Consider the following 25803-nt stretch of genomic DNA (forward strand, 5'->3'; position numbering starts at 1 on the left):
ACCCTTTATCGAGCCTTCGGGAGACCCCGCAGTGACCGAGCTCCTCTCCGAACACTCCGCGGACGTGATCGTCGTCGGGGCCGGGCCCGCCGGCTCGACCACCGCCTACTACCTCGCCAAGGCCGGATTGGACGTCCTGCTGCTGGAGAAGACGGCCTTCCCGCGCGAGAAGGTATGCGGCGACGGCCTGACCCCGCGCGCCACCAAGCAGCTCGTGGCGATGGGCATCGACATCTCCGAAGAGGCCGGCTGGCTGCGGAACAAGGGTCTGCGGATCATCGGCGGCGGGCAGCGGCTCCAGCTGGACTGGCCGGAACTCGCCTCCTACCCGGACTACGGACTCGTCCGCAAGCGCGACGACTTCGACGAGACCCTGGCCCGCCAGGCGCAGAAGGCCGGCGCCCGGCTGTACGAGCGCTGCACCGTCGGCGAGCCGGTGCGCGACGCGCGCACCGGTCACATCACCGGTGTGCACGCGAAGCTGGGCGAGGAGAAGACCCCGGTCACCTTCCACGCCCCGCTGGTCGTCGCGGCCGACGGCAACTCCTCCCGGCTGTCCCTCGCGATGGGCCTGCACCGGCGCGAGGACCGCCCGATGGGCGTGGCCGTGCGGACGTACTTCACCTCGCCGCGACACGACGACGACTACCTGGAGTCCTGGCTGGAGCTGTGGGACCGGCGCGGCGCGCAGGACCGGCTGCTGCCCGGCTACGGCTGGATCTTCGGCATGGGCGACGGCACCTCCAACGTCGGCCTCGGCATCCTCAACTCCTCCTCCGCCTTCAAGGAGCTGGACTGGCGCGAGGTCCTCAAGGCCTGGTGCGCGTCCATGCCGCAGGACTGGGGCTACACCCCCGAGAACATGACGCAGCCGATCCGTGGCGCGGCCCTGCCGATGGCCTTCAACCGGCAGCCGCACTACACCAAGGGCCTGCTGCTGGTCGGCGACGCGGGCGGGCTCGTCAACCCGTTCAACGGCGAGGGCATCGCGTACGCCATGGAGTCGGGCCAGATCGCGGCCGACGTCATCGTGCAGGCCCAGGCCCGGGCCACCCCGGCCCAGCGCGAGCTGGCGCTGCACAACTACCCGAAGGTGCTCAAGGAGACCTACGGCGGCTACTACACCCTGGGCCGCGCCTTCGTGAAGCTGATCGGCAACCCGAAGGTCATGAAGATCGCCGCCCAGCGCGGTCTGACCCACCCGGTGCTGATGCGGTTCACCCTGAAGATGCTGGCCAACCTGACCGACCCGACGGGTGGCGACGCGATGGACCGCATCATCAACGGCCTCTCGAAGGTGGCTCCGAAGGCCTGAGCCGACTCCTCAGCCGTCCGTGCCCGTGCCCGCCTCGGTGGGTGCGGGCACGTCCGCGTCCGGGGCCACGCCCGCGTCCGCGTCCCGGGCCGGCTCCGGCCGACCGTGGACGGTACGGACGCACCTGGCCAGCAGGACCAGTCCGCACACCAGCAGGGCCCCGGAGGCGGTCCAGCCGAGACCCAGCGTGAGGGGATGGCCGGGCTTGTGCCAGGGGCGGGCGGTGGTCAGCAGCCAGCCACCCACCGCGAGCAGGGCGAGCCCGAGTGCCGCCGGAACCGCGGTGGGGTCACCGGCGCCGTGGGATTCGTACGGCTTCGGGTTCACGGGGCCACCACCTCCAGGGGCGGGTCGGGTCGGCCCTGACGGTCAGGCGCGCGCTCCCGCTATCTTCGCAGGGCCTCGGCCGGTTCGACACGGGCCGCCCGCCAGGCGGGATAGAGCCCGGCCAGCAGTCCGGTGACCAGGCCGGCGAGCGGGGCCGCGGCGACCGTGGCCGGATGGATCACCGGGGTCCAGTCCCGGACGACGGCGACGGCGACCACGGTCAGCTCGCCCAACGAGGTCCCGACCAGGCCGCCGAGGGCCCCCAGCGCCGCGGACTCGGTGAGGAACTGGGCCCACACGTGCCGCCCCCGGGCGCCGAGCGCCCGGCGCAGCCCGATCTCGCCCGTCCGCTCCAGTACGGCGACCAGGGTGGTGTTGGCGATCCCGACCGCGCCGATGACCAGGCAGATCCCGGCGAGCAGCAGGAAGAGCGCGCTCAGGTCGGCGGTGACACCGGAGCGCAACATCCGCGGATCGGGCGGCGGGACGGCCTTGAGGTACTCGGGATGGTCGGGGCGCAGTGCGAGCGGGGCGAGGTCGGCGACCTGACGGGCGGCGCCGAGTTCGGTGGAGATCAGCATCGTCGCGCCGCCGGGCGGGGGCGGCCCCCAGAGCTGCTCGGCGGTGGCGCGCGGGACGAGGACCGACATCAGGTGTTCGGGCCGGCGCCCGAGGTCCGCGACGATGCCCGCCACGGTGAAGGGCTCCTGGCCGATGTAGAGGGCGGGCCGCGTGGCCAGGGTGGTGATGCCGAGGCGGGCGGCGAGCCCGCTGCCGATGACGACGACGCGCTCCTGGCCGCGCTCGGCGAAGTCGTCGTAGAGCCGGCCCTGCTGGAGCGTCGGTACGAGGGCGGCGACGGCGCCGGGCGAGGCCGCGACGACCGTCGCGCCGGTGGCCGGGTCGCCGGCCACCGGCGGCAGGGGCCCGACGGTGGTGCGCGGGTCGAGCCGCACCGTCCACAGCACCCCGGCGTGCTCGATGCCCGCGACGGCGCGCAACCGCCGCTCGGCGTCGGCCGGGAAACCGCTCCCGGCGAACTCGTTCTGCCGGTCGGCGACGTCCTCGACGGCGACCTCGGTGGCGGTCAGCGCGTCGAACCTGCCGTCGATCCGGGCGGAGATGGTGGCGGTGAGGCCGAGCACGGCCACGAAGCTGCCGACGCCGAGGACCGTGCCGAGGGCGGTGAGCACGGCCCGGCCGGGGCGGCGGAGCATCCCGGCGAGGGCCTCGGCCAGCGCGTCGCGTACGGACAGCCGGGTGGGTGCGACGGCGCTCACGGATCCAGCCGCCCGTCGCGGATGGTGAGGGTCCGGCTGCCGCGCCGGGCCACCTCGGGGTCGTGCGTGATGACGAGGACGGTCATCCCGGCTCCGTGCAGTTCGTCGAGCAGTCCGAGGACGGACGCGGCGTTCACGGAGTCGAGGTTGCCGGTCGGCTCGTCGCACAGCAGCAGCGAGGGGCGTCCGACCAGGGCGCGGGCGATCGCCACCCGCTGGCGCTCGCCGCCCGACAACCGGCCGGGCACGGCGCCGGCCCGGTGCCCGAGCCCGACCCGGTCGAGGGCCTCGCGGGCCCGTACGAGGCGCCGGCCGTGCGGGATTCCGGTGTAGAGCATGGCGAGGGCGACGTTCTCCAGGGCGGACCGGTGGGGGAGGAGGTGGAAGGACTGGAAGACGAAGCCGATCCGGCGGCCGCGCAGGGCGGTGCGCTCGCGGTCGCGGAGGGCGGCGGTGTCGATCCCGTCGAGGAGGTACCGGCCGGCGGTGGGTGCGTCGAGCAGGCCGGCGACGTTGAGGAAGGTGGACTTCCCGGAGCCGGAGGGGCCGACGACGGTGAGGAACTCGCCGCGTCGGACGGTCAGGTCGCAGGGGTGCAGGGCCTCGACGGGTGGCGGCCCGGGGTAGGTGAGACCGACCCCGCGGAGCTCGATCACGGGGCTTTCGTCGTCGCCGGTGGGGCACGGGGGCCGCAGGGAGCGTCCGGGCAGGAGTCTCACCCGGTCTTCCCCCGGGTCTCCCGGGGCGCGACCCCGATCACCACCTTGGTCCCGGCACCGAGGGCGCCCGCCCGGGTGGGGGTGACGGCCACGAACCCGTCGCCGCTGGTGCCGGTCCGCACCTCGACGCGCCGCTGGGTGCCTTCGGCGGACACGGCGGTGACGACCGTCCGCCCGTCCGCGCCCGCCGAGACCGCGGTGACCGGGACGACGAGCGCCTCGCCGTCGGTGGCGGCGGACTCGACGGTCAGCCGGACGTCCTGCCCGGCGAAGCCGACGGGCAGCGGCCGGTCGGCGCGGACCACCATCCGGTAACCGAGGTCGGCGCCGCCGCCCGCGCCGCCGTTCCCGCCGCCCTTGGGGTTCCGGCCGGGGTCCTGGCCGGGGGCTTCCTGGGGTCCGGGACCGGCGGGCCGGGCGGCGGAGCGCTCGGTGGCGACGGCCGCCACCGTGCCGCGGACATCGGTGCCGGAGAGCTCGGAGGAGATCACCACGGCCATCCCGGCACGCAGCAGCTGCCTCTTGTCGTCCTTGAGGTAGGCCTCGACGACGAGTTCCCCACCGGAGAGCGTGAGCACCGGCCCGGACACGGGAGAACCCGCGCGGGCGCCGACGGAGCTGACGCGGGCCGGGAACGAGCTCAGGAACACGGCCTCGGCGGTGGGCAGCATGGGCCCGTCGGCGGCCTCGGCGGCCGCGAGCGCCGCCCGGGCCTCCACAAGGGCCTGCCGCGCCCGCGCGAGCCCCCGACCGGCCGGGGCCGCGGCCCCGGAACCGGACGCGGAACCGGCCCCGGAACCGGCCCCGGAACCGGGGCTCGCCGCCGCGCCGGGGCCCGGGCCGGCTCCGCCCTTGCCGGCTCCGGTCTCCGTGGGCGCGCCCCCGGCGCCGGTGGGGCTGCTCGCGTCCTCCACGGCCCATGTCGCGGACCGCACGGCCTCCCGCGCCGCCTTCAGGGCCGCGCCCCCGTCGGCGACCGCGGGCAGCGGCTCGTAGCCGATGGCCCGGTAACGGGCGGCGAGCGCGGCCTTCGTACCGGCCCCGAAGACGCCCTTCGCGTCGCCGCCGCTGCCGTGTCCGAGCTCGCGCAGCGCCTGTTGCAGCTGCGCGACGTCGTCGCCGGTGGCCCCGGGCCTCAGGTCGCGGTACATGGGCTGCGCCCCGTGCAGGACGAAGACCGGCCGCCCGGACACCTCGGCGACCAGCCGGCCCGCCGTGACCGGATCCCCGGCCTGCAGCGGCAGTTTGGTCACCATGGTCGTGCCCGCCCCCTCGCCGGAGCGCACCCCCTGCGGGGACACGGCGACGCTCTGGTCGGCGACCACCGTCCCGCGCATGACCACGGTCCGCGCGAGCACCCGCCGCTCGACGTCCGCGGTCAGGACCCCCTGTGCGGGCGGCCCGGTCTCCGCGGCCACTTGCGCGGGCGACTTCACCAACCTGGTCGCCACCAGTCCGCCGACCGCCATCAGCGCCGCCCCGCCGACGACCGCGAGCACCGCGCGCCGCCCGCGCGCGAGGGGGCCGCGGTCCTCCTCGGGGGCGGCCGGGGCCTCGGCGTGCTCCACGACCTGCTCGGCTCCGCTCATCCGTCCGGCCGGCACTTCTTCAACGCGTCGAGGTGGTCGCGCTTGAGCGAGCTCCACTGTTCGGGGGTGCCCTTGCGGTCGTCGATCTGGGCGGTGACCGGGTCGGGGTCCGGGTACCAGGAGATGCCTTCGGCCCGCAGGCAGGCGGACTCCTTCCGCGCGGCGGCGAGCTGGGCGGGCGTGGCCGGCTGGGGCTTCGGCGGCGGAGGCAGCATCGGCGCGCAGGTCTTGTGGGCCTCGTCGTTCCAGGGCTTCGACTTGTCCTCGCGCGGAGCGCCGTAGTCCGTATAAACGATCGCCACGCCCTGCTTCTTCAGGCAGTCGTAGTAGGCGATTTCCTCCGCGGTGGGCGGCGGACTGTCGCTTGCCACGGGCTCTTTGTTGCCGCCGGCACATCCCGTCAGTGAAATGCCGAGAAGGAGGAGAGAGGTCAAATGCCTTGCGCGCACGGCGGGCTTCCCTTACGGCGGTAGGAGTGGATTATGCGCATCCGTTTGACGGGTGGGGGAGCGCGCGCCAGATAGTAGATACCCATGGCCGGTTGCGGCAAGTTACCTATCGGACAACAGAAATGACTGTCCATCAGCTGAGAAAAGCCTTGAACAGGCACGGCGGTTCGCTGTTGAATCCCCGCCGGGCGGAAATGCGCCACCTCCGGTCCGCCCCGAACACCCCGGTTTCCACCCGAAGAGTGAGGTAAGCGTGATGGACAACGCAATGCGCAAGCTGTCGGCCGGTTGCATCGCCGTCGTTTCGGCCGGTGCCATTCTGCTGGGAGCCACGGGTCCGGCCGCCGCCTGGGGGCGCGACGGAAATCTGGAGAACCAGGAATTCGGGCTTTTCTACTGGCAGAACCAGTCGGGTTGTGTCTTCGACCTGGCGACCAGCGATGTGAACTTCAGCGACGACAAGTACCAGGGCTCCTGCTCGGCCAGTGGGAACTGGATCAACGACACCACCGAGTCCTACCGGAACCGGGACGTCTACGCCTGGAAGGTCGGCACCGACAAGGACCTGGGCGGCAGCGTGGGAGAGATCCCGTCGAACTACGCGGGCAACGCCTCGGCCGGCTTCAAGAACAAGATCAGCTCCGCCAAGTACACCCTCCACCCGTAATCCGGATCCGGCAGAAGGAGTTCCACACGATGAACACCTCCCGGCGCAGCCGGCCCGCCGCCGCGGCCGCCGCCCTGCTGGCGACCGTCCTCCTGGCCGGCTGCGCGGGGACCGGCGCTCCCGAGGGCGGTGAACCCGAGCTCGGTCCCGTCGAGGTGAACCCGGCTACGGCCACGCTGGCCCTCCCGATGGACGCCTACACGGACACCGAGGCCGAACGGATCCGGATGGGCCAGGTCCAGCAGGCCCTGGTCGCCCGGTGCATGGCCCGGTACGGGTTCACCTACGAGGGCGTGAGGTCGGCCGAGGCCCCGGGCGCCGGGACCGAGGACCGGCACGCGTACCTCTTCGGCCTGGCCGATCCGGTGTACGCGGCGGCCCACGGGTACGACACGTCCGCGGGCGAGGGGAGCGCGCCGAAGCCCACGGCGCCTCGGCTGAGCGACAGCGCGTACGTCGTGATGAACGGCGAGCGGCCCGGGGCCGAGGGCGGAACGGCTCCCGACGCGAACACCGAGGAGGAGGCCGCACAGGTGGACAGCGGTCTGACGGCGGCCGGGCAGAAGGTGCCGGCCGGCGGGTGCGGGCGGGAGGCGTACCGCAAGCTGTACGCCCCGACCAAGGACAGCGTGGACCTGCTGTTCACGTTCGGGCTGGCCTCGGAGGCGCACGACCGCTCCCGGCAGGACTCCCGGGTCGTCGATGTCGTCAAGAAGTGGTCGTCATGCATGGACAAGTCGGGATACGCCCAGATCGCTTCGCCGTACGACGTCGTGGAGAAGCTCGGCCTGGAGGACGACAAGGGCGGTCCGAAGGCCGTCACGGCGGCCAAGGCCGATGTCGCGTGCAAGCGCGAGGTGAACCTCGTCGGGATCTGGGGCGCGGTCGAGAAGGCCTACCAGGAACGGCTCGTCGAGGAGCACGCCGAGACGCTCGCGCTCTACAGGAAGCAGCGGGAGGCCCGATTCGAGCTGGCGGCCTCGTCGGGCTGAGCGCGGCCCTCGGCCGCTCCCTGGCGGCCCGGGAGACACGAAGAACGCCCCCAGGGCCGGTACTCCACCCCCGAGCGGGGGAGTACCGGCCCTGAGGCCGTGAACTGAGCCGTGCTCAGAGGACGCGGACGGCGCCCGTCGGCTTGTCGTAGCTGAGGTTGCGCTCGACGATGCCGGTGCTGGGGTTCTGCGCGCCGACGAACTTGCCGCCGCCGACGTAGATGGCGACGTGGTACGCGCTGCCCCTGGAGCCCCAGTACAGGATGTCGCCCGGCTGCAGGGCGCTCAGCGACACGGAGGTGCCGGCCGAGGACTGCGCCTGGGACATGCGCGGCAGGCTGATGCCGGCCTGACGGTAGGCGGCCTGGACGAGACCGGAGCAGTCGAACGAGGACGGGCCGGTGCCGCCCATCACGTACGCCTTGCCGACCTGCGCGCGGGCGAAGTTGACGATGGCCGCGGCGGAGCCGGTGGCCGGGGCGGAGACGGTGCCGGAACCCTGCGGCGCGGCGGCGCTCTTCAGCGTCGTGCGCTCGGAGGAGCTGCGGCTGGAGCGCTCGGCCTCGGCCTTGCGGGCGGCCTCTTCCTTCGCGGTCTTCTCGGCCTTCTCGGCGTCGGCCTGCTTCTGGGCCTCTTCCTTGGCCTTCTTCGCCTCGGCGGCGGCGCCGGTACGGGCGCTCTCCTCCTGGGCGGTCAGTTCGCCCTCGACGGCCGCGAGGCGGGTGTTCTCGGCGGCCACGGTGACGGCGGTGGAGACGTCGGCGCCCAGGTCCAGGTTGAGGACCGGCATTTCGAGCGTCGTCTCGGCCACGGGCTCGGCGGACGGGGACGCGCTCGCCGTGCCGGCCATGGCCAGGGTGCTGAGGACGCCACCGGCAACTCCGGCGCGGACCGCGAGCTTCGAGGCGCTACGGCGGGGCTTCCGGTGGCTGGGTATGTGAGCGGTGTGGGACATGAGGACAACCGCTATCAGGGCGCCAGGGTTCCCTTCAAGAAACGTGGGTTGCGCCACAGTTGCGCGAGAAAGGCGCGAACCGGGCGCGCTCGACTTCTTATTGACGCCGTAACGGGCGAAACGGACAGGCCCTCACAAGGCTGTGATCATGGGGTTTCGGAATTAAGTCCTAATTGATCCCTGACCTACCATCACTCCGCACAGATGGCCAAGCCCCCTTTCGGAAGGCTGGATTCAGAGTGGCGCAGGTCACAGCAACGTCACGCCATGCGGACGCTGTGCCCCTCCCGTGACCTTCCTGTGAACGTGCCGAGAGGTTCGTGAACGGATGCACGCACTCGCGTCGTCCCGTGCGTGCTCGCCGGAGGCTTCCGTCCGGCCGGCACCTGCCCCCTCTCGGACCCCCTCATTCACTCCCGCCCCCTCGTGTTCGCCCCGTGTCCACATCCGTACCCACGGTGTCCCCCGACCGGGCGACGCCGATCCCTTTATCACCCGGGCACCCTCGTTGCCAATTTGCCTGCACAGGGAAACGTTTGATAGGGCAAGCGCCCTTCTACCTGCGGTAACGGGCCTGGATGTCACCTTTGGTGATCATGTGGATGCTTCGCGTATGAAGATCACCACTCATCGGACTTCATGATCGTTCGTCAGGTGGTGGAGATCACAAACTCGGTGTTGCAACCCGTGTCGCAGATCACAGACGAGCAGGCATAAGATGCGCACCAGTCCGGCTTGTGAACTGCCTCACATGCAAGCGCTTGATCGGAAGCGTGATCTTCGCGAGGCGGTTCGCGTGGCGCCGGCGGCGGTCCAACGGTCAAGGACGACTGGAAGGAGCGAGGAGCGTGAATGCGTACGCGCCCATCCTCGTGCTCGGCGCCCTCGGCGCAGGGTTTGCGATCTTCTCCGTGGTCATGGCCACGCTGATCGGTCCAAAACGGTACAACCGGGCGAAGCTTGAAGCCTACGAGTGCGGCATCGAGCCGACGCCGATGCCGGCCGGCGGTGGCCGCTTCCCCATCAAGTACTACCTGACGGCGATGCTCTTCATCGTCTTCGACATCGAGGTTGTCTTCCTCTACCCCTGGGCCGTCACCTTCGACTCCCTGGGGATCTTCGGGCTCGTCGAGATGCTGCTCTTCGTGCTCACCGTCTTCGTCGCCTACGCCTACGTGTGGCGCCGCGGCGGCCTGGAATGGGACTGAGGGGCTGAATTTTCCATGGGACTGGAAGAGAAGCTGCCGAGCGGCTTTCTGCTGACCACCGTCGAACAGGCCGCGGGATGGGTGCGTAAGTCGTCCGTCTTCCCGGCCACCTTCGGTCTGGCCTGCTGCGCCATCGAGATGATGACCACCGGAGCGGGCCGGTACGACCTGGCCCGCTTCGGCATGGAGGTCTTCCGGGGCTCCCCGCGCCAGGCCGATCTGATGATCGTGGCCGGGCGGGTCAGCCAGAAGATGGCGCCGGTGCTGCGGCAGGTGTACGACCAGATGCCCGCTCCCAAATGGGTCATCTCCATGGGGGTTTGTGCATCTTCGGGCGGAATGTTCAACAACTACGCGATCGTCCAGGGCGTCGACCACATCGTCCCGGTGGACATCTATCTGCCCGGCTGCCCGCCACGCCCCGAGATGCTGATGGACGCGATCCTCAAGCTCCACCAGAAGATCCAGGGCGGAAAGCTCGGCGTGAACCGGGAAGAAGCGGCCCGTGAGGCGGAGGAGGCGGCCCTCAAGGCCCTCCCCACCATCGAGATGAAGGGGCTGCTCCGGTGAGCGAGACCCAAGAGCCGGAGAACGGCAGCAACGGCAGCAACGTCCCTGCGCCGCGCGACCAGGGCCCCGAGGTCATCGGCGTCCGCAAGGGCATGTTCGGTGCCGCGGGCGGCGGGGACACCAGCGGCTACGGCGGCCTGGTGCGGACCGTGGCCCTGCCCGGCGCGACGAGCCGCCCCTACGGCTCCTACTTCGACGAGGTGGCCGACGAGCTCGAAGGCGCCCTGGAGGAGCAGGACCTGGTCCCGGCCAACGCCATCGAGAAGACGGTGGTCGACCGGGGCGAGCTCACCTTCCACATCGCCCGCGAGCACCTCGTCCGGGTCGCGCGGACCCTGCGCGACGACCCGGCTCTGCGCTTCGAGCTCTGCACCGGCGTCTCCGGCGTGCACTTCCCCGGGGACAAGGGCCGCGAGCTGCACGCCGTCTACCACCTGCGCTCGCTCACGCACGGGCGGATCCTGCGGCTGGAGGTGTCCGTCCCGGACAGCGACCCGCACGTCCCCTCGCTCGTCGCCGTCTACCCGACCAACGACTGGCACGAGCGCGAGACGTACGACTTCTTCGGCCTGATCTTCGACGGGCACCCGGCCCTCACCCGGATCATGATGCCGGACGACTGGCAGGGCTTCCCGCAGCGCAAGGACTACCCGCTCGGCGGCATCCCCGTCGAGTACAAGGGCGCCCAGATCCCGGCTCCCGACCAGCGGAGGTCGTACAGCTGATGTCCCCCACCTCGAACGATGCGGAAAACAACGCCTCCGCCGATCACGCCTCCGCGCGCGAGACGACCGAGGGCACCGTCTACACCGTCACCGGCGGCGACTGGGACGAGATCGTCCAGTCCGCGGCCAAGGCCGACGACGAGCGGATCGTCGTCAACATGGGTCCGCAGCACCCGTCCACCCACGGAGTGCTGCGCCTGATCCTGGAGATCGACGGCGAGACGGTCACCGAGGCCCGCTGCGGCATCGGCTACCTGCACACCGGCATCGAGAAGAACCTCGAATTCCGGAACTGGACGCAGGGCACGACCTTCGTGACGCGCATGGACTACCTGACGCCGTTCTTCAACGAGACGGCGTACTGCCTCGGCGTCGAGAAGCTCCTCGGCATCACCGACCAGATCCCGGACCGCGCCACCGTCATCCGCGTCCTGCTGATGGAACTCAACCGGCTCTCCTCGCACCTGGTGTGCATCGCCACCGGCGGCATGGAGCTGGGCGCCACCACGATCATGATCTACGGCTTCCGTGACCGCGAGCTGATCCTCGACATCTTCGAGCTGATCACCGGACTGCGTATGAACCACGCGTTCGTCCGCCCCGGCGGCCTCGCGCAGGACCTGCCCCCGGGCGCCGTCGACCAGCTCCGCGAGTTCGTCAAGACCATGAAGAAGAACCTGCCGGAGTACGACAAGCTCGCCACCGGCAACCCCATCTTCAAGGCCCGCATGCAGGACGTCGGCCACCTCGACCTCACCGGCTGCATGGCACTCGGCGCCACCGGCCCGATCCTGCGCTCCGCCGGCCTGCCGCACGACCTGCGCAAGTCGGACCCGTACTGCGGCTACGAGAACTACGAGTTCGACGTGCCGACCGCCGAGAGCTGCGACTCCTACGGGCGGTTCCTGATCCGCCTGGAGGAGATGCGCCAGTCGCTGCGGATCGTCGAGCAGTGCCTGGAGCGCCTGGAGCCGGGACCGGTGATGGTCGCCGACAAGAAGATCGCCTGGCCGGCGCAGCTCGCGATGGGCCCGGACGGTCTCGGCAACTCGCTCGACCACATCCGGAACATCATGGGCACCTCCATGGAGGCCCTCATCCACCACTTCAAGCTGGTGACCGAGGGCTTCCGGGTACCGGCCGGCCAGGCGTACGCGGCCGTCGAGTCCCCCAAGGGCGAGCTCGGCGTGCACGTCGTGTCCGACGGCGGCACCCGCCCCTACCGGGTCCACTTCCGCGACCCGTCCTTCACCAACCTGCAGGCCATGGCCGCGATGTGCGAGGGCGGCCAGGTCGCCGACGTCATCGTCGCCGTCGCCTCCATCGACCCCGTGATGGGAGGCGTCGACCGATGACCGCCAGTCCTTCGAACCAAGGGGTCTCGCTGGGCATGCCCCAGCTGCCGGCCCCCGACTTTCCGGCGGAGGTACGCGAGCGCCTCGAAGCCGACGCCAAGGAAGTCATCGCGCGCTACCCCGACAGCCGCTCCGCGCTGCTGCCGCTGCTGCACCTGACCCAGTCCGTCGAGGGCCACGTCTCGCGCACCGGCATCCGGTTCTGCGCCGAGGTACTGGGCCTGACCACCGCCGAGGTCACGGCCGTGGCGACCTTCTACACGATGTACCGGCGCAAGCCCTCCGGCGACTACCAGGTCGGCGTCTGCACGAACACCCTGTGCGCGGTGATGGGCGGCGACGCCATCTTCGAGGAGCTCAAGGAGCACCTCGGCGTCGGCAACAACGAGACCACCCCCGACGGCAAGGTCACCCTCGAACACATCGAGTGCAACGCGGCCTGCGACTTCGCCCCCGTGGTGATGGTCAACTGGGAGTTCTTCGACAACCAGACCCCCCAGTCCGCCAAGGCCATGGTCGACGACCTGCTGGCCGGCCGCGAGGTCTCGCCGACCCGGGGCGCGCCGCTGTGCACGTACAAGGAGACCGCCCGGATCCTGGCCGGGTTCCCGGACGAGCGCGAGGGCGCGGTCGAGGCTTCCGGCGGCGCCGGTCCCGCCTCCCTGATCGGGCTGCGCATCGCGCGCGGCGAGTCCGCGCACACCCCGATCGTCCACCCGCGCGGCGAGGCCACCACCGAGGGAGGGGAGTGATGTCGGTGTCTTCCGAACTGAGCAACGGCGGCAATGGGGGCACCTCCCACCCGCAGACCGGGGGAGGGACCAGCCCGGAGAAGCTCCTCGCCCCCGTGCTGTCCTCCTTCTGGGACGAGCCACGGTCGTGGACGCTGGAGACCTACCGGCGGCACGACGGGTACGAGGGCCTGCGCAAGGCCCTCGCGATGACCCCGGACGACCTCATCGCCTACGTGAAGGACTCGGGTCTGCGCGGCCGCGGCGGCGCGGGCTTCCCCACCGGGATGAAGTGGCAGTTCATCCCGCAGGGCGACGGCAAGCCGCACTACCTCGTGGTGAACGCTGACGAGTCGGAGCCGGGAACCTGCAAGGACATCCCCCTCCTCTTCGCCAACCCGCACTCCCTCATCGAGGGAATGATCATCGCCTGCTACGCGATCCGCTCGGAGCACGCCTTCATCTACCTGCGCGGGGAGACGGTGCCCGTCCTGCGGCGCCTGCACGAGGCCGTGCGTGAGGCGTACGCGGCCGGCTACCTCGGCAAGGACATCGACGGCACCGGACGCAACCTCGACATCACGGTGCACGCGGGCGCGGGCGCGTACATCTGCGGCGAGGAGACGGCGCTGCTCGACTCCCTCGAAGGCCGGCGCGGCCAGCCCCGGCTGCGTCCCCCCTTCCCGGCGGTCGAGGGGCTCTACGCGTGCCCCACTGTCGTCAACAACGTGGAGTCGATCGCCTCGGTTCCCGCGATCCTCAACAAGGGCAAGGACTGGTTCAAGTCGATGGGGACCGAGAAGTCCCCCGGCTTCACGCTGTACTCGCTCTCCGGGCACGTCGTCGGCCCCGGCCAGTACGAGGCCCCGCTCGGCATCACCCTGCGCCAGCTCCTCGACATGAGCGGCGGCATGCGCCCCGGGCACCGGCTGAAGTTCTGGACCCCGGGCGGCTCCTCCACCCCGATGTTCACGGACGAGCACCTCGACGTCCCGCTCGACTACGAGGGCGTGGGCGCCGCCGGCTCGATGCTCGGCACCAAGGCCCTGCAGTGCTTCGACGAGACGACCTGCGTGGTGCGGGCCGTGACCCGGTGGACCGAGTTCTACGCCCACGAGTCCTGCGGCAAGTGCACCCCGTGCCGCGAGGGCACCTATTGGCTGGTCCAGCTGCTCCGCGACATCGAGGCCGGCCTGGGCGTCATGTCCGACCTCGACAAGCTGAACGACATCGCCGACAACATCAACGGCAAGTCCTTCTGCGCGCTCGGCGACGGCGCGGCCAGCCCGATCTTCTCCTCGCTCAAGTACTTCCGCGAGGAGTACGAGCAGCACATCACGGGCAAGGGCTGCCCCTTCGACCCCAGGAAGTCGACCCTCTGGGCCGACACGGAGGTGAACGCATGACCGTCACCACTCCAGCGGCCTCCGGGGGCGGAGCGGCGGTTCCACCCGAGAACACCGTCTCGCTGACCATCGACGGGGTCGAACTGTCCGTGCCCAAGGGCACCCTCGTCATCCGTGCCGCCGAACAGCTCGGCATCGAGATCCCCCGGTTCTGCGACCACCCCCTCCTCTCCCCGGCCGGCGCCTGCCGCCAGTGCATCGTCGAGGTCGAGGGCCAGCGCAAGCCGATGGCCTCCTGCACGATCACCTGCACCGACGGCATGGTCGTCAAGACGCAGCTGACCTCCGAGGTCGCCGACAAGTCCCAGCGCGGGGTGATGGAGCTGCTGCTCATCAACCACCCGCTGGACTGCCCGGTCTGCGACAAGGGCGGCGAGTGCCCGCTGCAGAACCAGGCCATGTCGCACGGCAACGCCGAATCGCGGTTCGAGGGCAAGAAGCGCACCTACGAGAAGCCGGTCCCGATCTCCACCCAGGTGCTGCTGGACCGCGAGCGGTGCGTGCTGTGCGCGCGCTGCACCCGCTTCTCCAACGAGATCGCCGGCGACCCGATGATCGAGCTCCTGGAACGCGGCGCGCTCCAGCAGGTCGGCACCGGCGAGGGCGACCCCTTCGAGTCGTACTTCTCCGGCAACACCATCCAGATCTGCCCGGTCGGCGCCCTCACCTCGGCCGCCTACCGGTTCCGCTCCCGCCCCTTCGACCTCGTCTCCTCCCCGAGCGTGTGCGAGCACTGCGCGGGCGGCTGCGCGACCCGCACCGACCACCGCCGCGGCAAGGTGCTGCGCCGGCTCGCCGCCGAGGACCCCGAGGTCAACGAGGAGTGGCTCTGCGACAAGGGCCGCTTCGGGTTCCGCTACGCGCAGCGCCCGGACCGGCTGACCACCCCGCTGGTGCGCGGCTCCGACGGGGTGCTCGCCCCGGCGAGCTGGCCCGAGGCCCTGGAGGCCGCGGCGAACGGACTGGCCGCCGCGCGCGGCCGGGCCGGGGTACTGACCGGAGGCCGGCTCCCCGTCGAGGACGCCTACGCCTACGCCAAGTTCGCCCGGGTGGTGCTCGACACCAACGACATCGACTTCCGGGCCCGCGTGCACAGCGCCGAGGAGGCCGAGTTCCTGGCCTCGGAGGTCGCCGGGTACGGGATCGACCTCGGCGGTCGGTGGCTCTCGTACACCGCCCTGGAGGCGGCCCCGGCGGTGCTGCTCGTCGGCATCGAGGCCGAGGAGGAGGCCCCGGGCGTCTTCCTGCGGCTGCGCAAGGCCCACCGCAAGCACAAGCAGCGGACCTTCTCCGTCGCCCCCTTCGCCACCCGCGGCCTGGACAAGGCCGGCGGCCGCCTGCTCGCCGCCGCCCCCGGCACCGAGCCCGAGTGGCTCGACGCGCTGGCGTCCCGTACCGGCCTGGAGACCGGGGGTGCCGAAGCCGCCGAGGCGCTGCGCCTGCCCGGCGCGGTCATCCTCGTCGGGGAGCGCCTCGCCGGGGTACCGGGCGCGCTGACCGCGGCCGTCCGCGCCGCCGGCGTCACCGGGGCCACCTTGGTGTGGATCCCGCGCCGGGCCGGTGAGCGGGCCGCCGTCGAGGCGGGCGCGCTGCCGTCCCTGCTGCCGGGCGGCCGCCCCGCCACCGACCCGCGGGCCCGCGACGAGGTCGCCACCGCCTGGGGCCTGGACGAACTCCCGCACCGCTACGGCCGCGACACCGGCCAGATCGTCGAGGCCGCGGCGACCGGGGAGCTCTCGGCCCTGCTGATCGCGGGCGTCGAGGTCACCGACCTGCCGGACCCGGCCCGCGCGCGGACCGCCCTCCAGGAGGCCTTCGTGGTCTCGCTGGAACTGCGGCCCGGCGAGGTCACCGAGCACGCGGACGTGGTCCTCCCGGTCGCCGCGGTGGCCGAGAAGGCGGGCGCGTTCATCAACTGGGAAGGCCGGGTCAGGCCGTTCGAGGCCGCGCTCAAGCCCGACCAGATGACCCGCCGGCTCGCCCCGGCCGACGCCCGCGTGCTGCACATGCTGGCCGACGCCGCCGACCGGCCGATCGCCCTGCCCGACGTGCACGCCGTACGCCGGGAGATCGACCGGCTCGGCCCGTGGGCCGGGGAGCGGGCCGCCGCGCAGCGCGCGGACACCGTGCCCCAGCCCCGCCCCGGCATCGGCGAGGCGGTCCTCGCGGGCCACCGGCTGCTGCTGGACCTCGGCCGGCTGCAGGAGGGCGACGACGCCCTGGCCGGCACCCGGCACGAGGCGAGCGCCCGACTGTCGGCCGCCACGGCCGCCGAGACCGGCGTCAAGGACGGCGACGTCCTCGCGGTCACCGGCCCGGCCGGCTCCGTGGAACTGCCGCTCCGGATCACCGAGATGCCCGACCGCGTGGTCTGGCTCCCGCTGAACTCCACCGGCTCCGGCGTCCTCGCCGACGCCGGCGCCCGCCCGGGCACCCTCGTACGCATCGGCCCGGCGACCCCGGCCGGCGCAGGCGACACCACTGCGGAGGTGGGCGCGTGAACACCGTTCAACTCGCTGCCGAGGACCTGTCCCTGTTCGGCAAGGACGTCTGGTGGCTCGTCGTCGTCAAGGCGGTGTTCTGCTTCGCCTTCCTGATGGTGACGGTGCTCTTCTCCATCGTGTGGGAGCGCAAGGTCGTCGCCTGGATGCAGCTGCGCATCGGCCCGAACCGGCACGGCCCCTGGGGCATGCTCCAGTCGCTCGCCGACGGCGTGAAGCTGATGCTCAAGGAAGACCTGATCGTCAAGCGGGCCGACAAGGTCATCTACGTCCTGGCCCCGATCATCGCGGCGATCCCGGCCTTCATGGCCATCGCGGTGATCCCCTTCGGGCCGCCGGGCGACGAGGTCTCCATCTTCGGCCAGCGCACCACGATGCAGCTGACCGACCTGCCCATCGCGATGCTCTACATCCTCGCGGTGGCCTCGGTCGGCATCTACGGCATCGTGCTGGCGGGCTGGTCCTCCGGCTCGACCTACCCGCTCCTCGGCGGCCTGCGCTCCTGCGCGCAGATGATCTCCTACGAGATCGCGATGGGCGCGGCCTTCGCCTCGGTCTTCCTCTACTCCGGGTCGATGTCGACCTCAGCGATCGTGGAGGCGCAGGCGGACCGCTGGTTCATCATCCTGCTGCCGGTGTCCTTCATCATCTACGTCGTCACGATGGTCGGCGAGACGAACCGCGCCCCCTTCGACATGCCCGAGTCCGAGGGCGACCTGGTCGGCGGCTTCAACACCGAGTACTCCTCCATCAAGTTCGCGCTGTTCATGCTGGCCGAGTACGTCAACATGGTCACCGTCTCGGCGGTCTCGGTCACCCTCTTCCTGGGCGGCTGGCGGGCCCCGTACCCGATCAGCTCCTTCTGGGAGGGTGCGAACCACGGCTGGTGGCCGATGCTCTGGTTCGTCATCAAGGTGCAGCTGCTGCTGTTCTTCTTCATCTGGCTGCGCGGCACGCTGCCCCGCGTGCGCTACGACCAGCTGATGAAGCTCGGCTGGAAGGTCCTCATCCCCGTCTCGCTGGTCTGGCTGATGCTGGTGGCCACCGTCCGGGCGCTGCGCAACGAGGCGTACGACTTCAGCGAGATCGTCCTCTACGTCGGCGGCGGCGTCGTGGCGATCCTGCTCCTCTCCTTCGTCGCGGACCTCTTCCGCGACAAGCGGGAGAAGACGGCGGCCGTCGAGGCGGCGCACGACGACGAGCCCTTCGACCCGCTGGCGGGCGGATTCCCCGTACCGCCCAAGCCCGGCCAGCACCTGGCACCCGTACCCCGCAGGCGGTCCCGCACCGAGCGGGAGCTGATTGTCAGTGGTGGGACGAATACTGACAGTGACCGAGAGGAGGCTTGAGAGATGTCCGACGAGAAGTGGCAGAACCCGGTGGCGGGCTTCGGCGTGACCTTCAAGGCCATGTTCAAGAAGCGCCTCACCGAGCAGTACCCGGAACAGCAGAAGACGACCGCACCGCGCTTCCACGGACGGCATCAGCTCAACCGGCACCCCGACGGTCTGGAGAAGTGCATCGGGTGCGAGCTGTGTGCCTGGGCCTGTCCCGCCGACGCCATCTATGTGGAGGGCGCGGACAACACCGAGGAGGAGCGCTACTCCCCGGGTGAGCGGTACGGCCGCGTCTACCAGATCAACTACGCCCGCTGCATCCTGTGCGGGCTGTGCGTCGAGGCGTGCCCGACGAGGGCGCTGACCATGACGAACGAGTTCGAACTGGCCGACTCCAGCCGCGAATCGCTCATCTACACCAAGGAGCAGCTGCTCTCCGGTCTGACCGAGGGCATGGTCGAGGCCCCGCACTCGATCTTCCCCGGCACGGACGACACCGACTACTACCGCGGACTGGTGACCGGGGCCGCCCCGGGCACCGTCCGGCAGGTCGCCGTCTCCAAGGGTGAGGTCGCCCCGGAGAACGGGCAGTCCGAGGAGGTCGACGTATGAGCGCCGGCATGAGCGCCCTCGCCGCCTCCGCGACCATGACCTCCACGGGCGAGGCGATCCAGTTCTGGATCCTGGGCACGATCGCCGTCATCGGCGCACTGGCCACGATCCTGATGAAGAAGGCGGTGCACAGCGCCCTCAGCCTCGCCGGGACGATGATCATCCTGGCTGTCTTCTACCTCGCCAACGGGGCGTACTTCCTGGGCGTCGTCCAGGTCATCGTCTACACCGGCGCCATCATGATGCTCTTCCTCTTCGTGGTCATGCTCGTCGGCGTCACCGCCGCCGACTCTCTGAAGGAGACCATCAAGGGACAGCGCTGGATGGCCGCCCTGTGCGCGCTGGGCTTCGGCATCCTGCTGATCGGCGGCATCGCCAACGCCGGGCTCACCCACTTCAACGGGCTCGGCCGGGTCAACTCCGGCGGGCACATCGAGGGCCTGGCGCAGCTGATCTTCACCAAGTACGTCTTCGCCTTCGAGATCACCGGCGCGCTGCTGATCACCGCGGCCGTCGGCGCGATGGTGCTCACCCACCGCGAGCGCACCGAACGGGCCGCCACCCAGCGCGAGCTCGCCGAGAAGCGGGTCCGCGAGGGCGTCCAGCTCCCGCCGCTGCCCGCGCCCGGCGTCTACGCCCGGCACAACGCGGTGGACGTCCCCGGTCTGCTGCCGGACGGCACCCCGTCCGAGCTCACCGTCAACCGCACGCTGCGTGCCCGGGGTCAGATCCGGGACGTCTCCGGCCAGGCGCTCGACGACCTCAAGGCACTGGAGCAGGCCTCCGCGGAGCGCCTCGGCCGTGAGGAGGCCTCGAAGTGAATCCGGTCAACTACCTGTACCTGGCGGCCCTGCTGTTCACCATCGGTGCCACCGGGGTCCTGATCCGCAAGAACGCGATCGTGCTGTTCATGTGCGTCGAGCTGATGCTCAACGCCTGCAACCTCGCCTTCGTCGCGTTCTCCCGGATGCACGGCAACCTCGACGGCCAGATCATCGCGTTCTTCACGATGGTCGTCGCCGCCGCGGAGGTCGTGGTCGGCCTGGCGATCATCGTGTCGCTGTTCCGTACCCGCCACTCGGCCTCGGTCGACGACGCCAGCCTGATGAAGCTGTAAGGGGTCGCTGTGGAGAACCTGATTGCGCTGCTGGTGGCAGCGCCCCTGCTCGGAGCGGTGGTGCTGCTCTGCGGCGGCCGACGCCTCGACAAGGTCGGTCACTGGATCGGCACCCTGCTCGCGGCCGTCTCCTTCGGGATCGGCGTCGCCCTGTTCGCCGACATGCTGGGGCGCACGGCCGAGGACCGGACCCTGACCCAGAAGCTGTACACCTGGATCCCCGTCGAGGGCTTCCAGGCGGACATGGCCTTCCAGCTGGACCAGCTGTCGATGACCTTCGTCCTGCTGATCTCCGGGGTGGGCACGCTCATCCACGTGTACTCGATCGGGTACATGGAGCACGACGAGCGCCGCCGCCGCTTCTTCGGCTACCTCAACCTGTTCGTCGCGGCGATGCTGCTCCTGGTCATCGCCGACAACTACCTGCTGCTGTACTTCGGCTGGGAGGGCGTGGGCCTCGCCTCGTACCTCCTGATCGGCTTCTGGCAGCACAAGCCCAGCGCGGCCACCGCCGCGAAGAAGGCCTTCCTGGTCAACCGCGTCGGCGACATCGGCCTGTCGATCGCGATCATGCTGATGTTCACCACCTTCGGGACCTTCACCTTCGGGCCGGTGTTCGGCGCGGCGGGCGAGGCCTCGGAGGGCAAGCTCACCGCCATCGGCCTGATGCTGCTGCTCGCCGCCTGCGGCAAGTCGGCCCAGGTCCCGCTGCAGTCCTGGCTCGGGGACGCGATGGAGGGCCCGACCCCGGTCTCGGCCCTGATCCACGCGGCCACCATGGTGACGGCGGGCGTGTACCTGATCGTCCGCTCGGCCGCCATCTTCAACGGGGCGCCGGACGCCCAGTTGGTGGTCACCGTCGTGGGCGCGGTCACGCTGCTCTTCGGTGCGATCGTCGGTTGCGCGAAGGACGACATCAAGAAGGCCCTGGCGGGCTCGACGATGTCGCAGATCGGCTACATGATCCTCGCCGCCGGCCTCGGCCCGATCGGCTACGTCTTCGCGATCATGCACCTGGTGACGCACGGCTTCTTCAAGGCGGGCCTCTTCCTCGGCGCCGGTTCCGTGATGCACGGGATGAACGACGAGGTCGACATGCGCAAGTACGGGGGCCTGCGGAAGTACATGCCGGTCACCTTCGTGACCTTCGGCCTCGGGTACCTGGCCATCATCGGCTTCCCGGGCCTGTCGGGCTTCTTCTCCAAGGACATGATCATCGAAGCGGCCTTCGCGAAGGGCGGCACCGAGGGCTGGATCCTGGGCGGTGTGACCCTGCTGGGCGCCGGCATCACCGCCTTCTACATGACCCGCGTCATGCTCCTCACCTTCTTCGGCGAGAAGCGTTGGCAGCCCGATGCGGAAGGTCACCCGCCGCACCCGCACGAGTCCCCGAAGTCCATGACCGTCCCGATGGTCATCCTGGCCTTCGGCTCGGTCTTCGCCGGCGCCTTCTTCGAGATCGGCGAGCGCTTCCTGAAGTGGCTGGAGCCCGTCACCGGTTACTCCCACGGCGACTCGCCGGTCAGCGCCATGACCGTGACCGCCGCCACCATGGTGATGCTCCTCGTCGGAGTCGGCATCGCCTGGGCCATGTACGGCCGGGGGCCCGTCCCGGTCGTCGCCCCGCGCGGCTCGCTCCTCACCCGGGCGGCCCGCAAGGACCTCTACCAGGACGACTTCAACCACGTCGTGCTGGTGCGCGGCGGGGAGCACCTGACCCGCTCGCTCGTGTACCTCGACCACAGCGTGGTCGACGGGGTGGTCAACGGGACGGCCGCCTCGGTCGGCGGACTCTCGGGCCGCCTGCGCAAGCTGCAGAACGGCTACGCCCGCAGCTACGCGGTCTCGATGTTCGGGGGCACGGTGGTACTGATCGCCGCGACCCTGCTGATGAGGGCGGTGTGAAATGAGTTTCCCGCTTCTGACGGTGACGGCCGCGGTCCCCGCGGTCGGCGCGATCCTGACGGCGGCCGTCCCGGCCGCCCGCAGGACCGCCGCCAAGTGGCTCGCGCTGCTCTTCTCGCTGGCGACACTGGCCCTGGCCGTGCTCGTCGCGATCCGGTTCGACCCGACCGGTGACCGCTACCAGCTCACCGAATCCCGGCCCTGGATCGCCGACTTCGGCGTCCGCTACGAGCTGGGCGTGGACGGGATCGGGGTGGTGCTCATCGGGCTCACCGCGCTCCTGATCCCCTTCGTGATCGCGGCCGGCTGGCACGACGCCGACCCCCTCGAGACCAAGAGCTCCCGGTGGCGGCCGACCCAGGGCTTCTTCGCCCTGATCCTGCTGGTCGAGGCGATGGTGATCATCTCCTTCGAGGCCACCGACGTCTTCCTCTTCTACATCTTCTTCGAAGCCATGCTCATCCCGATGTACTTCCTCATCGGCGGCTTCGGGGACCGGGCCCACGGCGGCTCCGAGGAGAATGCGGCCACGCAGCGTTCGTACGCGGCGGTCAAGTTCCTCCTCTACAACCTGGTCGGCGGCCTGATCATGCTCGCGGCCGTCATCGGCCTCTACGTGGTCGCCGGGAACTTCTCCCTCCAGGAGATCACCGCCGCCCGGGCCGCGGGCACGCTCGACATGTCCACCAACACCGAGCGGCTGCTCTTCCTGGGCTTCTTCTTCGCCTTCGCGGTGAAGGCGCCGCTCTGGCCGCTGCACACCTGGCTGCCGAACGCGATGGGTGAGTCCACCGCCCCGGTCGCCGTACTGATCACCGCGGTCGTCGACAAGGTCGGCACCTTCGCGATGCTCCGCTTCTGCCTCGGGCTCTTCCCCGACGCCAGCAAGTGGGCCACGCCGGTGATCCTCGTCCTGGCCCTGATCAGCATCGTCTACGGCGCGCTGGTCGCGGTCGGCCAGCGGGACATCAAGCGGCTGGTCGCCTACGCCTCGATCTCGCACTTCGGCTTCATCATCCTGGGCATCTTCGCGATGACCTCCCAGGGCCAGTCCGGCGCCACCCTCTACATGGTCAACCACGGCCTGTCGACGGCGGCGTTGATGCTGGTGGCCGGCTTCCTGATCTCGCGGCGCGGCTCGCGACTCATCGCCGACTACGGCGGCGTCCAGAAGGTGGCCCCGGTCCTCGCCGGCACCTTCCTGATCGGCGGCCTCGCCACCCTCTCGCTGCCGGGCCTCGCGCCCTTCGTCAGCGAATTCCTGGTCCTGGTCGGCACGTTCGCCCGGTACCCGGTCGTCGGCATCATCGCCACCACCGGCATCGTGCTGGCCGCCCTCTACACGCTGGTGCTCTACCAGCGCACCATGACCGGCCCCGTGAAGGAGGAGGTCCGCACCATGCCGGACCTGCGCCTGCGGGAGGTACTGGTGGTCGCCCCGCTGATCGCCCTGCTGATCGGGCTGGGCGTCTACCCCAAGGTGCTCACCGACATCGTCAACCCGGCGGTGGAGCACACCATGTCGGACGTGAAGCAGACGGACCCGCAGCCCGAGGTCGACGTCGAAGCCAAGAACGGGGAGGTGGCGAAGTGAGCACGCTGACTTCCGCCCACAGCCTGTGGACACTGGCGGCCGAGGTACCGGCCGATCGGATCCCGGCACCGACCATCGAGTACGCACAGCTCGCACCCACGCTGATCGTGGTGGGCGCGGCGGTGCTCGGGATCCTCGTCGAGGCCTTCGTGCCCCGCAAGGCCCGCTACTACGTCCAGGTCTTCCTCGCCGTCGCCGCCCTGGCCTCGGCCTTCGCCGCGGTCGTCGGCCTCGCGGCCGGCGGGTACGGCTCGGGCAAGGCGCACATCGCCGCGATGGGCGCCATCGCCGTGGACGGCCCGGCGCTCTTCCTGCAGGGCACCATCCTGCTGGCCTCGATCGTCGCGGTCTTCACCTTCGCCGAACGGCGGCTGGACCCGGCGGCGCACGGCAACCGGGTGGACTCCTTCGCCGCCCAGGCGGCGTCCGTACCGGGCAGCGACAGTGAGAAGGCCGCCGTCAAGGCGGGCTTCACCACCACCGAGGTCTTCCCGCTGGCCCTGTTCGCGATCGCCGGCATGCTGATCTTCCCGGCGGCGAACGACCTGCTGACGCTGTTCATCGCCCTCGAGGTGTTCTCCCTCCCGCTGTACCTGCTCTGCGCCCTCGCCCGCCGCCAGCGGCTGATGTCGCAGGAGGCCGCGGTGAAGTACTTCCTCCTGGGTGCCTTCTCCTCCGCCTTCCTCCTCTTCGGCATCGCCCTGCTCTACGGGTACGCGGGCTCGGTCTCGTACGCCGTGATCGCCGACGTGGTCGACGGCACGGTCGCGAAGATCGATCCGGCGCTGGCCTCCACCATGGGCAACGACGCGCTGCTGCTGATCGGCGGCGCGTTGATCCTGATGGGACTGCTCTTCAAGGTCGGCGCGGTCCCCTTCCACATGTGGACCCCGGACGTCTACCAGGGCGCCCCGACCCCGATCACCGGTTTCATGGCGGCGGCGACCAAGGTGGCCGCCTTCGGCGCCCTCCTGCGCCTCCTGTACGTGGTCCTGCCGGGGCTGCGCTGGGACTGGCGGCCGGTGATGTGGGCGGTCGCCATCGTCACCATGCTGGCGGGTGCGGTGATCGCCGTGACCCAGACGGACGTCAAGCGGCTGCTGGCCTACTCCTCGATCGCGCACGCCGGCTTCATCCTGGCCGGTGTGATCGCGACCTCGGCGCAGGGAGTCCAGTCCGTCCTCTTCTACCTGGCCGCCTACTCCTTCGTGACGATCGGCGCCTTCGCGGTGGTCACGCTGGTGCGGGACGCCGGCGGCGAGGCCACGCACCTGTCCAAGTGGGCAGGTCTCGGCCGGCGTTCACCGCTGACGGCGGCCGTCTTCGCGGTGTTCCTGCTCGCCTTCGCGGGTATCCCGCTCACCTCCGGCTTCACCGGCAAGTTCGCGGTGTTCAAGGCGGCGGCGGAGAGCGGCGCCGGGGTCCTGGTCGTGATCGGTGTCCTGTCGTCCGCGATCGCCGCGTTCTTCTACATCCGGGTGATCGTCCTGATGTTCTTCAGCGAGCCGAAGGCCGACGGCCCGACGGTGGCGGTTCCCTCGCCGCTGACGATGACCACCATCGCGGTGGGCGTCGCGGTCACCCTGGTCCTGGGCCTCGCCCCGCAGTACTTCCTGGACCTGGCGGGGCAGGCGAGCACCTTCGTCCGCTGACCGGTCCGCCACACGGCGAAGGGCCCGGCTCCCACGGGGGAGCCGGGCCCTTCGCCGTGCGTGGGGCTACTCCGGTAGCCCTTTCGGTGTGATGGTGGTGAGGTCCAGATCGACGGGGAAGGGGACCGTGACCGTCAGCCGGTCGTGGAAGATGCCCGTGGCGACGTAGGCGCGCGTGGCCGGTTCGAGTTCGAAGACGTAGACCACTGCCCGGTCGTTCTTGTTCTCGACCCGCCAGTAGTGGGGGATTCCCGCGCGGGCGTATTTCGCCGGCTTGGTCTCGCGGTCCCGGCCGATCGAATCAGGAGAGACGACCTCGATGGCCAGCCGGACGGACGCGACCGGGATCCGCGCCTGTTGCCCGGGACCCCGGGCCAGTTCCTCGTCGACGACGAGGACGTCCGGCTCGGGCCGGTTCAGTCGGTCGATGTCGATGGTGAACTCTCTCATCACTTCGAGTCCGTCCGGAACCAGTGATTCGAGTTGCCATTCGAAGAATCGCAGGGCTCGCATGTGGAAACGGGTCTGCGGACTCACGAAGATCAGGCTCCCGTCGATCAGCTCCGTGTGCGGAGGCAGGTTGGGAAGCCGGTCAAGATCGTCGGCCGTCCACCCGCCCGCGGGCGGGACGGGCCAGCGCGGGGCGGGCTCCTGCTCAGGGGTCTCGGGATCGACGCTCATCGGTAGTGCTCCCATGCCACGGAGTCTCGCGAGTCCGACCAGCGTATCGCCCGAAATTCCCGGAGAGGCCGTCCTTATGGGTGAGTCATATGCGTACAGCACTTGACCGCATGGCG

The 25803-nt window shown here is 70.5% G+C and carries 23 protein-coding genes and 1 pseudogene; 17 read left to right on the plus strand and 7 right to left on the minus strand.

What is annotated here, in order from left to right:
• The first annotated feature begins 31 nt into the window (after positions 1 to 31).
• Positions 32 to 1315 carry a geranylgeranyl reductase family protein gene (locus BCL76_RS05575; protein ID WP_030758036.1) on the plus strand — a complete coding sequence of 428 codons (1284 nt, stop codon included), beginning with the start codon at positions 32 to 34 and terminating at the stop codon, positions 1313 to 1315.
• 9 nt (positions 1316 to 1324) lie between these two features.
• Here the strand turns inward: BCL76_RS05575 and BCL76_RS05580 are convergent, their stop codons facing one another.
• Genes BCL76_RS05580 through BCL76_RS05600 form a run of 5 tightly spaced genes read right to left on the minus strand, consistent with a single transcriptional unit; the run spans position 1325 to position 5601 of the window.
• Positions 1325 to 1642 (minus strand): hypothetical protein, encoded by a 318-nt coding sequence (locus BCL76_RS05580; protein WP_109778442.1) that lies wholly within the window; start codon positions 1640 to 1642, stop codon positions 1325 to 1327.
• Positions 1643 to 1701: 59 nt separating this feature from the next.
• Entirely contained in the window at positions 1702 to 2922 is a 1221-nt protein-coding gene (locus BCL76_RS05585) for an ABC transporter permease (RefSeq protein ID WP_258309350.1), read from the minus strand.
• Positions 2919 to 3632, minus strand: coding sequence for an ABC transporter ATP-binding protein (locus BCL76_RS39375; protein WP_258309453.1), 714 nt, complete (start codon positions 3630 to 3632; stop codon positions 2919 to 2921). Before BCL76_RS39375 ends, BCL76_RS05585 begins: the two co-directional genes overlap by 4 nt.
• Positions 3633 to 3637: 5 nt before the next feature.
• A complete protein-coding gene (locus BCL76_RS39380) occupies positions 3638 to 5230 on the minus strand; it encodes a peptidoglycan-binding domain-containing protein (RefSeq protein WP_146228320.1) in 1593 nt (530 codons plus the stop codon).
• A complete protein-coding gene (locus BCL76_RS05600) occupies positions 5227 to 5601 on the minus strand; it encodes a hypothetical protein (protein WP_030758046.1) in 375 nt (124 codons plus the stop codon). Before BCL76_RS05600 ends, BCL76_RS39380 begins: the two co-directional genes overlap by 4 nt.
• 334 nt (positions 5602 to 5935) lie before the next feature.
• Here BCL76_RS05600 and BCL76_RS05605 point away from each other — a divergent pair, with 334 nt between their 5' ends.
• The gene (locus BCL76_RS05605) at positions 5936 to 6346 is read left to right on the plus strand and encodes a hypothetical protein (protein WP_146228321.1); all 411 of its coding nucleotides are present in this window, start codon (positions 5936 to 5938) and stop codon (positions 6344 to 6346) included.
• Positions 6347 to 6375: 29 nt separating this feature from the next.
• Positions 6376 to 7338 carry a hypothetical protein gene (locus BCL76_RS05610; protein WP_109778445.1) on the plus strand — a complete coding sequence of 321 codons (963 nt, stop codon included), beginning with the start codon at positions 6376 to 6378 and terminating at the stop codon, positions 7336 to 7338.
• 115 nt (positions 7339 to 7453) lie between these two features.
• Here the strand turns inward: BCL76_RS05610 and BCL76_RS05615 are convergent, their stop codons facing one another.
• Positions 7454 to 8293, minus strand: a complete 840-nt coding sequence (locus tag BCL76_RS05615) for a C40 family peptidase (RefSeq protein WP_109778446.1) — start codon at positions 8291 to 8293, stop codon at positions 7454 to 7456.
• 848 nt (positions 8294 to 9141) lie between these two features.
• Between BCL76_RS05615 and BCL76_RS05620 the strand changes: the two genes are divergently transcribed.
• From BCL76_RS05620 to nuoN, 14 genes and pseudogenes are all read left to right on the plus strand, one after another.
• Positions 9142 to 9501, plus strand: a complete 360-nt coding sequence (locus BCL76_RS05620; protein WP_030010013.1) for an NADH-quinone oxidoreductase subunit A — start codon at positions 9142 to 9144, stop codon at positions 9499 to 9501.
• Positions 9502 to 9516: 15 nt separating this feature from the next.
• Positions 9517 to 10071, plus strand: a complete 555-nt coding sequence (locus BCL76_RS05625) for a NuoB/complex I 20 kDa subunit family protein (RefSeq protein ID WP_030162005.1) — start codon at positions 9517 to 9519, stop codon at positions 10069 to 10071.
• A pseudogene (locus BCL76_RS05630) lies at positions 10014 to 10796 on the plus strand (NADH-quinone oxidoreductase subunit C); the annotation flags it as partial. The gene BCL76_RS05625 and the pseudogene BCL76_RS05630, both read left to right, overlap by 58 nt.
• On the plus strand, positions 10796 to 12151 hold the full coding sequence (locus BCL76_RS05635; protein ID WP_109778448.1) for an NADH-quinone oxidoreductase subunit D: 1356 nt from the start codon (positions 10796 to 10798) through the stop codon (positions 12149 to 12151). The pseudogene BCL76_RS05630 and the gene BCL76_RS05635, both read left to right, overlap by 1 nt.
• Positions 12148 to 12903 (plus strand): NADH-quinone oxidoreductase subunit NuoE, encoded by a 756-nt coding sequence (nuoE, locus tag BCL76_RS05640; RefSeq protein ID WP_109778449.1) that lies wholly within the window; start codon positions 12148 to 12150, stop codon positions 12901 to 12903. The genes BCL76_RS05635 and nuoE overlap by 4 nt, the downstream gene beginning before the upstream one ends.
• On the plus strand, positions 12903 to 14288 hold the full coding sequence (gene nuoF, locus BCL76_RS05645; RefSeq protein WP_109778450.1) for an NADH-quinone oxidoreductase subunit NuoF: 1386 nt from the start codon (positions 12903 to 12905) through the stop codon (positions 14286 to 14288). The genes nuoE and nuoF overlap by 1 nt, the downstream gene beginning before the upstream one ends.
• A complete protein-coding gene (locus BCL76_RS05650; protein WP_109778451.1) occupies positions 14285 to 16789 on the plus strand; it encodes an NADH-quinone oxidoreductase subunit G in 2505 nt (834 codons plus the stop codon). The genes nuoF and BCL76_RS05650 overlap by 4 nt, the downstream gene beginning before the upstream one ends.
• Positions 16786 to 18138, plus strand: coding sequence for an NADH-quinone oxidoreductase subunit NuoH (gene nuoH / locus BCL76_RS05655; RefSeq protein ID WP_109778452.1), 1353 nt, complete (start codon positions 16786 to 16788; stop codon positions 18136 to 18138). The genes BCL76_RS05650 and nuoH overlap by 4 nt, the downstream gene beginning before the upstream one ends.
• 3 nt (positions 18139 to 18141) lie before the next feature.
• Positions 18142 to 18738, plus strand: coding sequence for an NADH-quinone oxidoreductase subunit NuoI (gene nuoI, locus BCL76_RS05660; RefSeq protein WP_109778453.1), 597 nt, complete (start codon positions 18142 to 18144; stop codon positions 18736 to 18738).
• Between the two features lie 8 nt (positions 18739 to 18746).
• Entirely contained in the window at positions 18747 to 19559 is an 813-nt protein-coding gene (locus BCL76_RS05665) for an NADH-quinone oxidoreductase subunit J (protein ID WP_109778871.1), read from the plus strand.
• Entirely contained in the window at positions 19556 to 19855 is a 300-nt protein-coding gene (nuoK, locus tag BCL76_RS05670; protein ID WP_030653455.1) for an NADH-quinone oxidoreductase subunit NuoK, read from the plus strand. Before BCL76_RS05665 ends, nuoK begins: the two co-directional genes overlap by 4 nt.
• A 9-nt stretch (positions 19856 to 19864) precedes the next feature.
• Positions 19865 to 21760, plus strand: a complete 1896-nt coding sequence (gene nuoL, locus BCL76_RS05675) for an NADH-quinone oxidoreductase subunit L (protein WP_109778454.1) — start codon at positions 19865 to 19867, stop codon at positions 21758 to 21760.
• A gap of 1 nt (position 21761) precedes the next feature.
• Complete coding sequence (locus BCL76_RS05680; RefSeq protein ID WP_109778455.1) at positions 21762 to 23354, plus strand: NADH-quinone oxidoreductase subunit M; 1593 nt, start codon at positions 21762 to 21764, stop codon at positions 23352 to 23354.
• Positions 23351 to 25006: an NADH-quinone oxidoreductase subunit NuoN gene (gene nuoN, locus BCL76_RS05685; RefSeq protein WP_109778456.1), complete on the plus strand. Its 1656-nt coding sequence runs from the start codon at positions 23351 to 23353 to the stop codon at positions 25004 to 25006. Before BCL76_RS05680 ends, nuoN begins: the two co-directional genes overlap by 4 nt.
• Before the next feature lie 66 nt (positions 25007 to 25072).
• Here nuoN and BCL76_RS05690 read toward each other — a convergent pair whose 3' ends face one another.
• Complete coding sequence (locus BCL76_RS05690; protein WP_109778457.1) at positions 25073 to 25687, minus strand: Uma2 family endonuclease; 615 nt, start codon at positions 25685 to 25687, stop codon at positions 25073 to 25075.
• Positions 25688 to 25803: the final 116 nt, after the last annotated feature.

This window comes from Streptomyces sp. CG 926 (genome assembly GCF_003148825.1).
Lineage (GTDB): Bacteria > Actinomycetota > Actinomycetes > Streptomycetales > Streptomycetaceae > Streptomyces.

Coding starts and splice junctions, on each gene's coding strand:
- BCL76_RS39380 (WP_146228320.1), bottom strand. CDS start 5,230: ATGAGCGGAGCCGAGCAGGTCGTGGAGCACGCCGAGGCCCCGGCCGCC.
- BCL76_RS05605 (WP_146228321.1), top strand. CDS start 5,936: ATGGACAACGCAATGCGCAAGCTGTCGGCCGGTTGCATCGCCGTCGTT.
- BCL76_RS05610 (WP_109778445.1), top strand. CDS start 6,376: ATGAACACCTCCCGGCGCAGCCGGCCCGCCGCCGCGGCCGCCGCCCTG.
- BCL76_RS05615 (WP_109778446.1), bottom strand. CDS start 8,293: ATGTCCCACACCGCTCACATACCCAGCCACCGGAAGCCCCGCCGTAGC.
- BCL76_RS05625 (WP_030162005.1), top strand. CDS start 9,517: ATGGGACTGGAAGAGAAGCTGCCGAGCGGCTTTCTGCTGACCACCGTC.
- BCL76_RS05635 (WP_109778448.1), top strand. CDS start 10,796: ATGTCCCCCACCTCGAACGATGCGGAAAACAACGCCTCCGCCGATCAC.
- nuoE (WP_109778449.1), top strand. CDS start 12,148: ATGACCGCCAGTCCTTCGAACCAAGGGGTCTCGCTGGGCATGCCCCAG.
- nuoF (WP_109778450.1), top strand. CDS start 12,903: ATGTCGGTGTCTTCCGAACTGAGCAACGGCGGCAATGGGGGCACCTCC.
- BCL76_RS05650 (WP_109778451.1), top strand. CDS start 14,285: ATGACCGTCACCACTCCAGCGGCCTCCGGGGGCGGAGCGGCGGTTCCA.
- nuoI (WP_109778453.1), top strand. CDS start 18,142: ATGTCCGACGAGAAGTGGCAGAACCCGGTGGCGGGCTTCGGCGTGACC.
- BCL76_RS05665 (WP_109778871.1), top strand. CDS start 18,747: ATGAGCGCCCTCGCCGCCTCCGCGACCATGACCTCCACGGGCGAGGCG.
- BCL76_RS05680 (WP_109778455.1), top strand. CDS start 21,762: ATGAGTTTCCCGCTTCTGACGGTGACGGCCGCGGTCCCCGCGGTCGGC.
- BCL76_RS05690 (WP_109778457.1), bottom strand. CDS start 25,687: ATGAGCGTCGATCCCGAGACCCCTGAGCAGGAGCCCGCCCCGCGCTGG.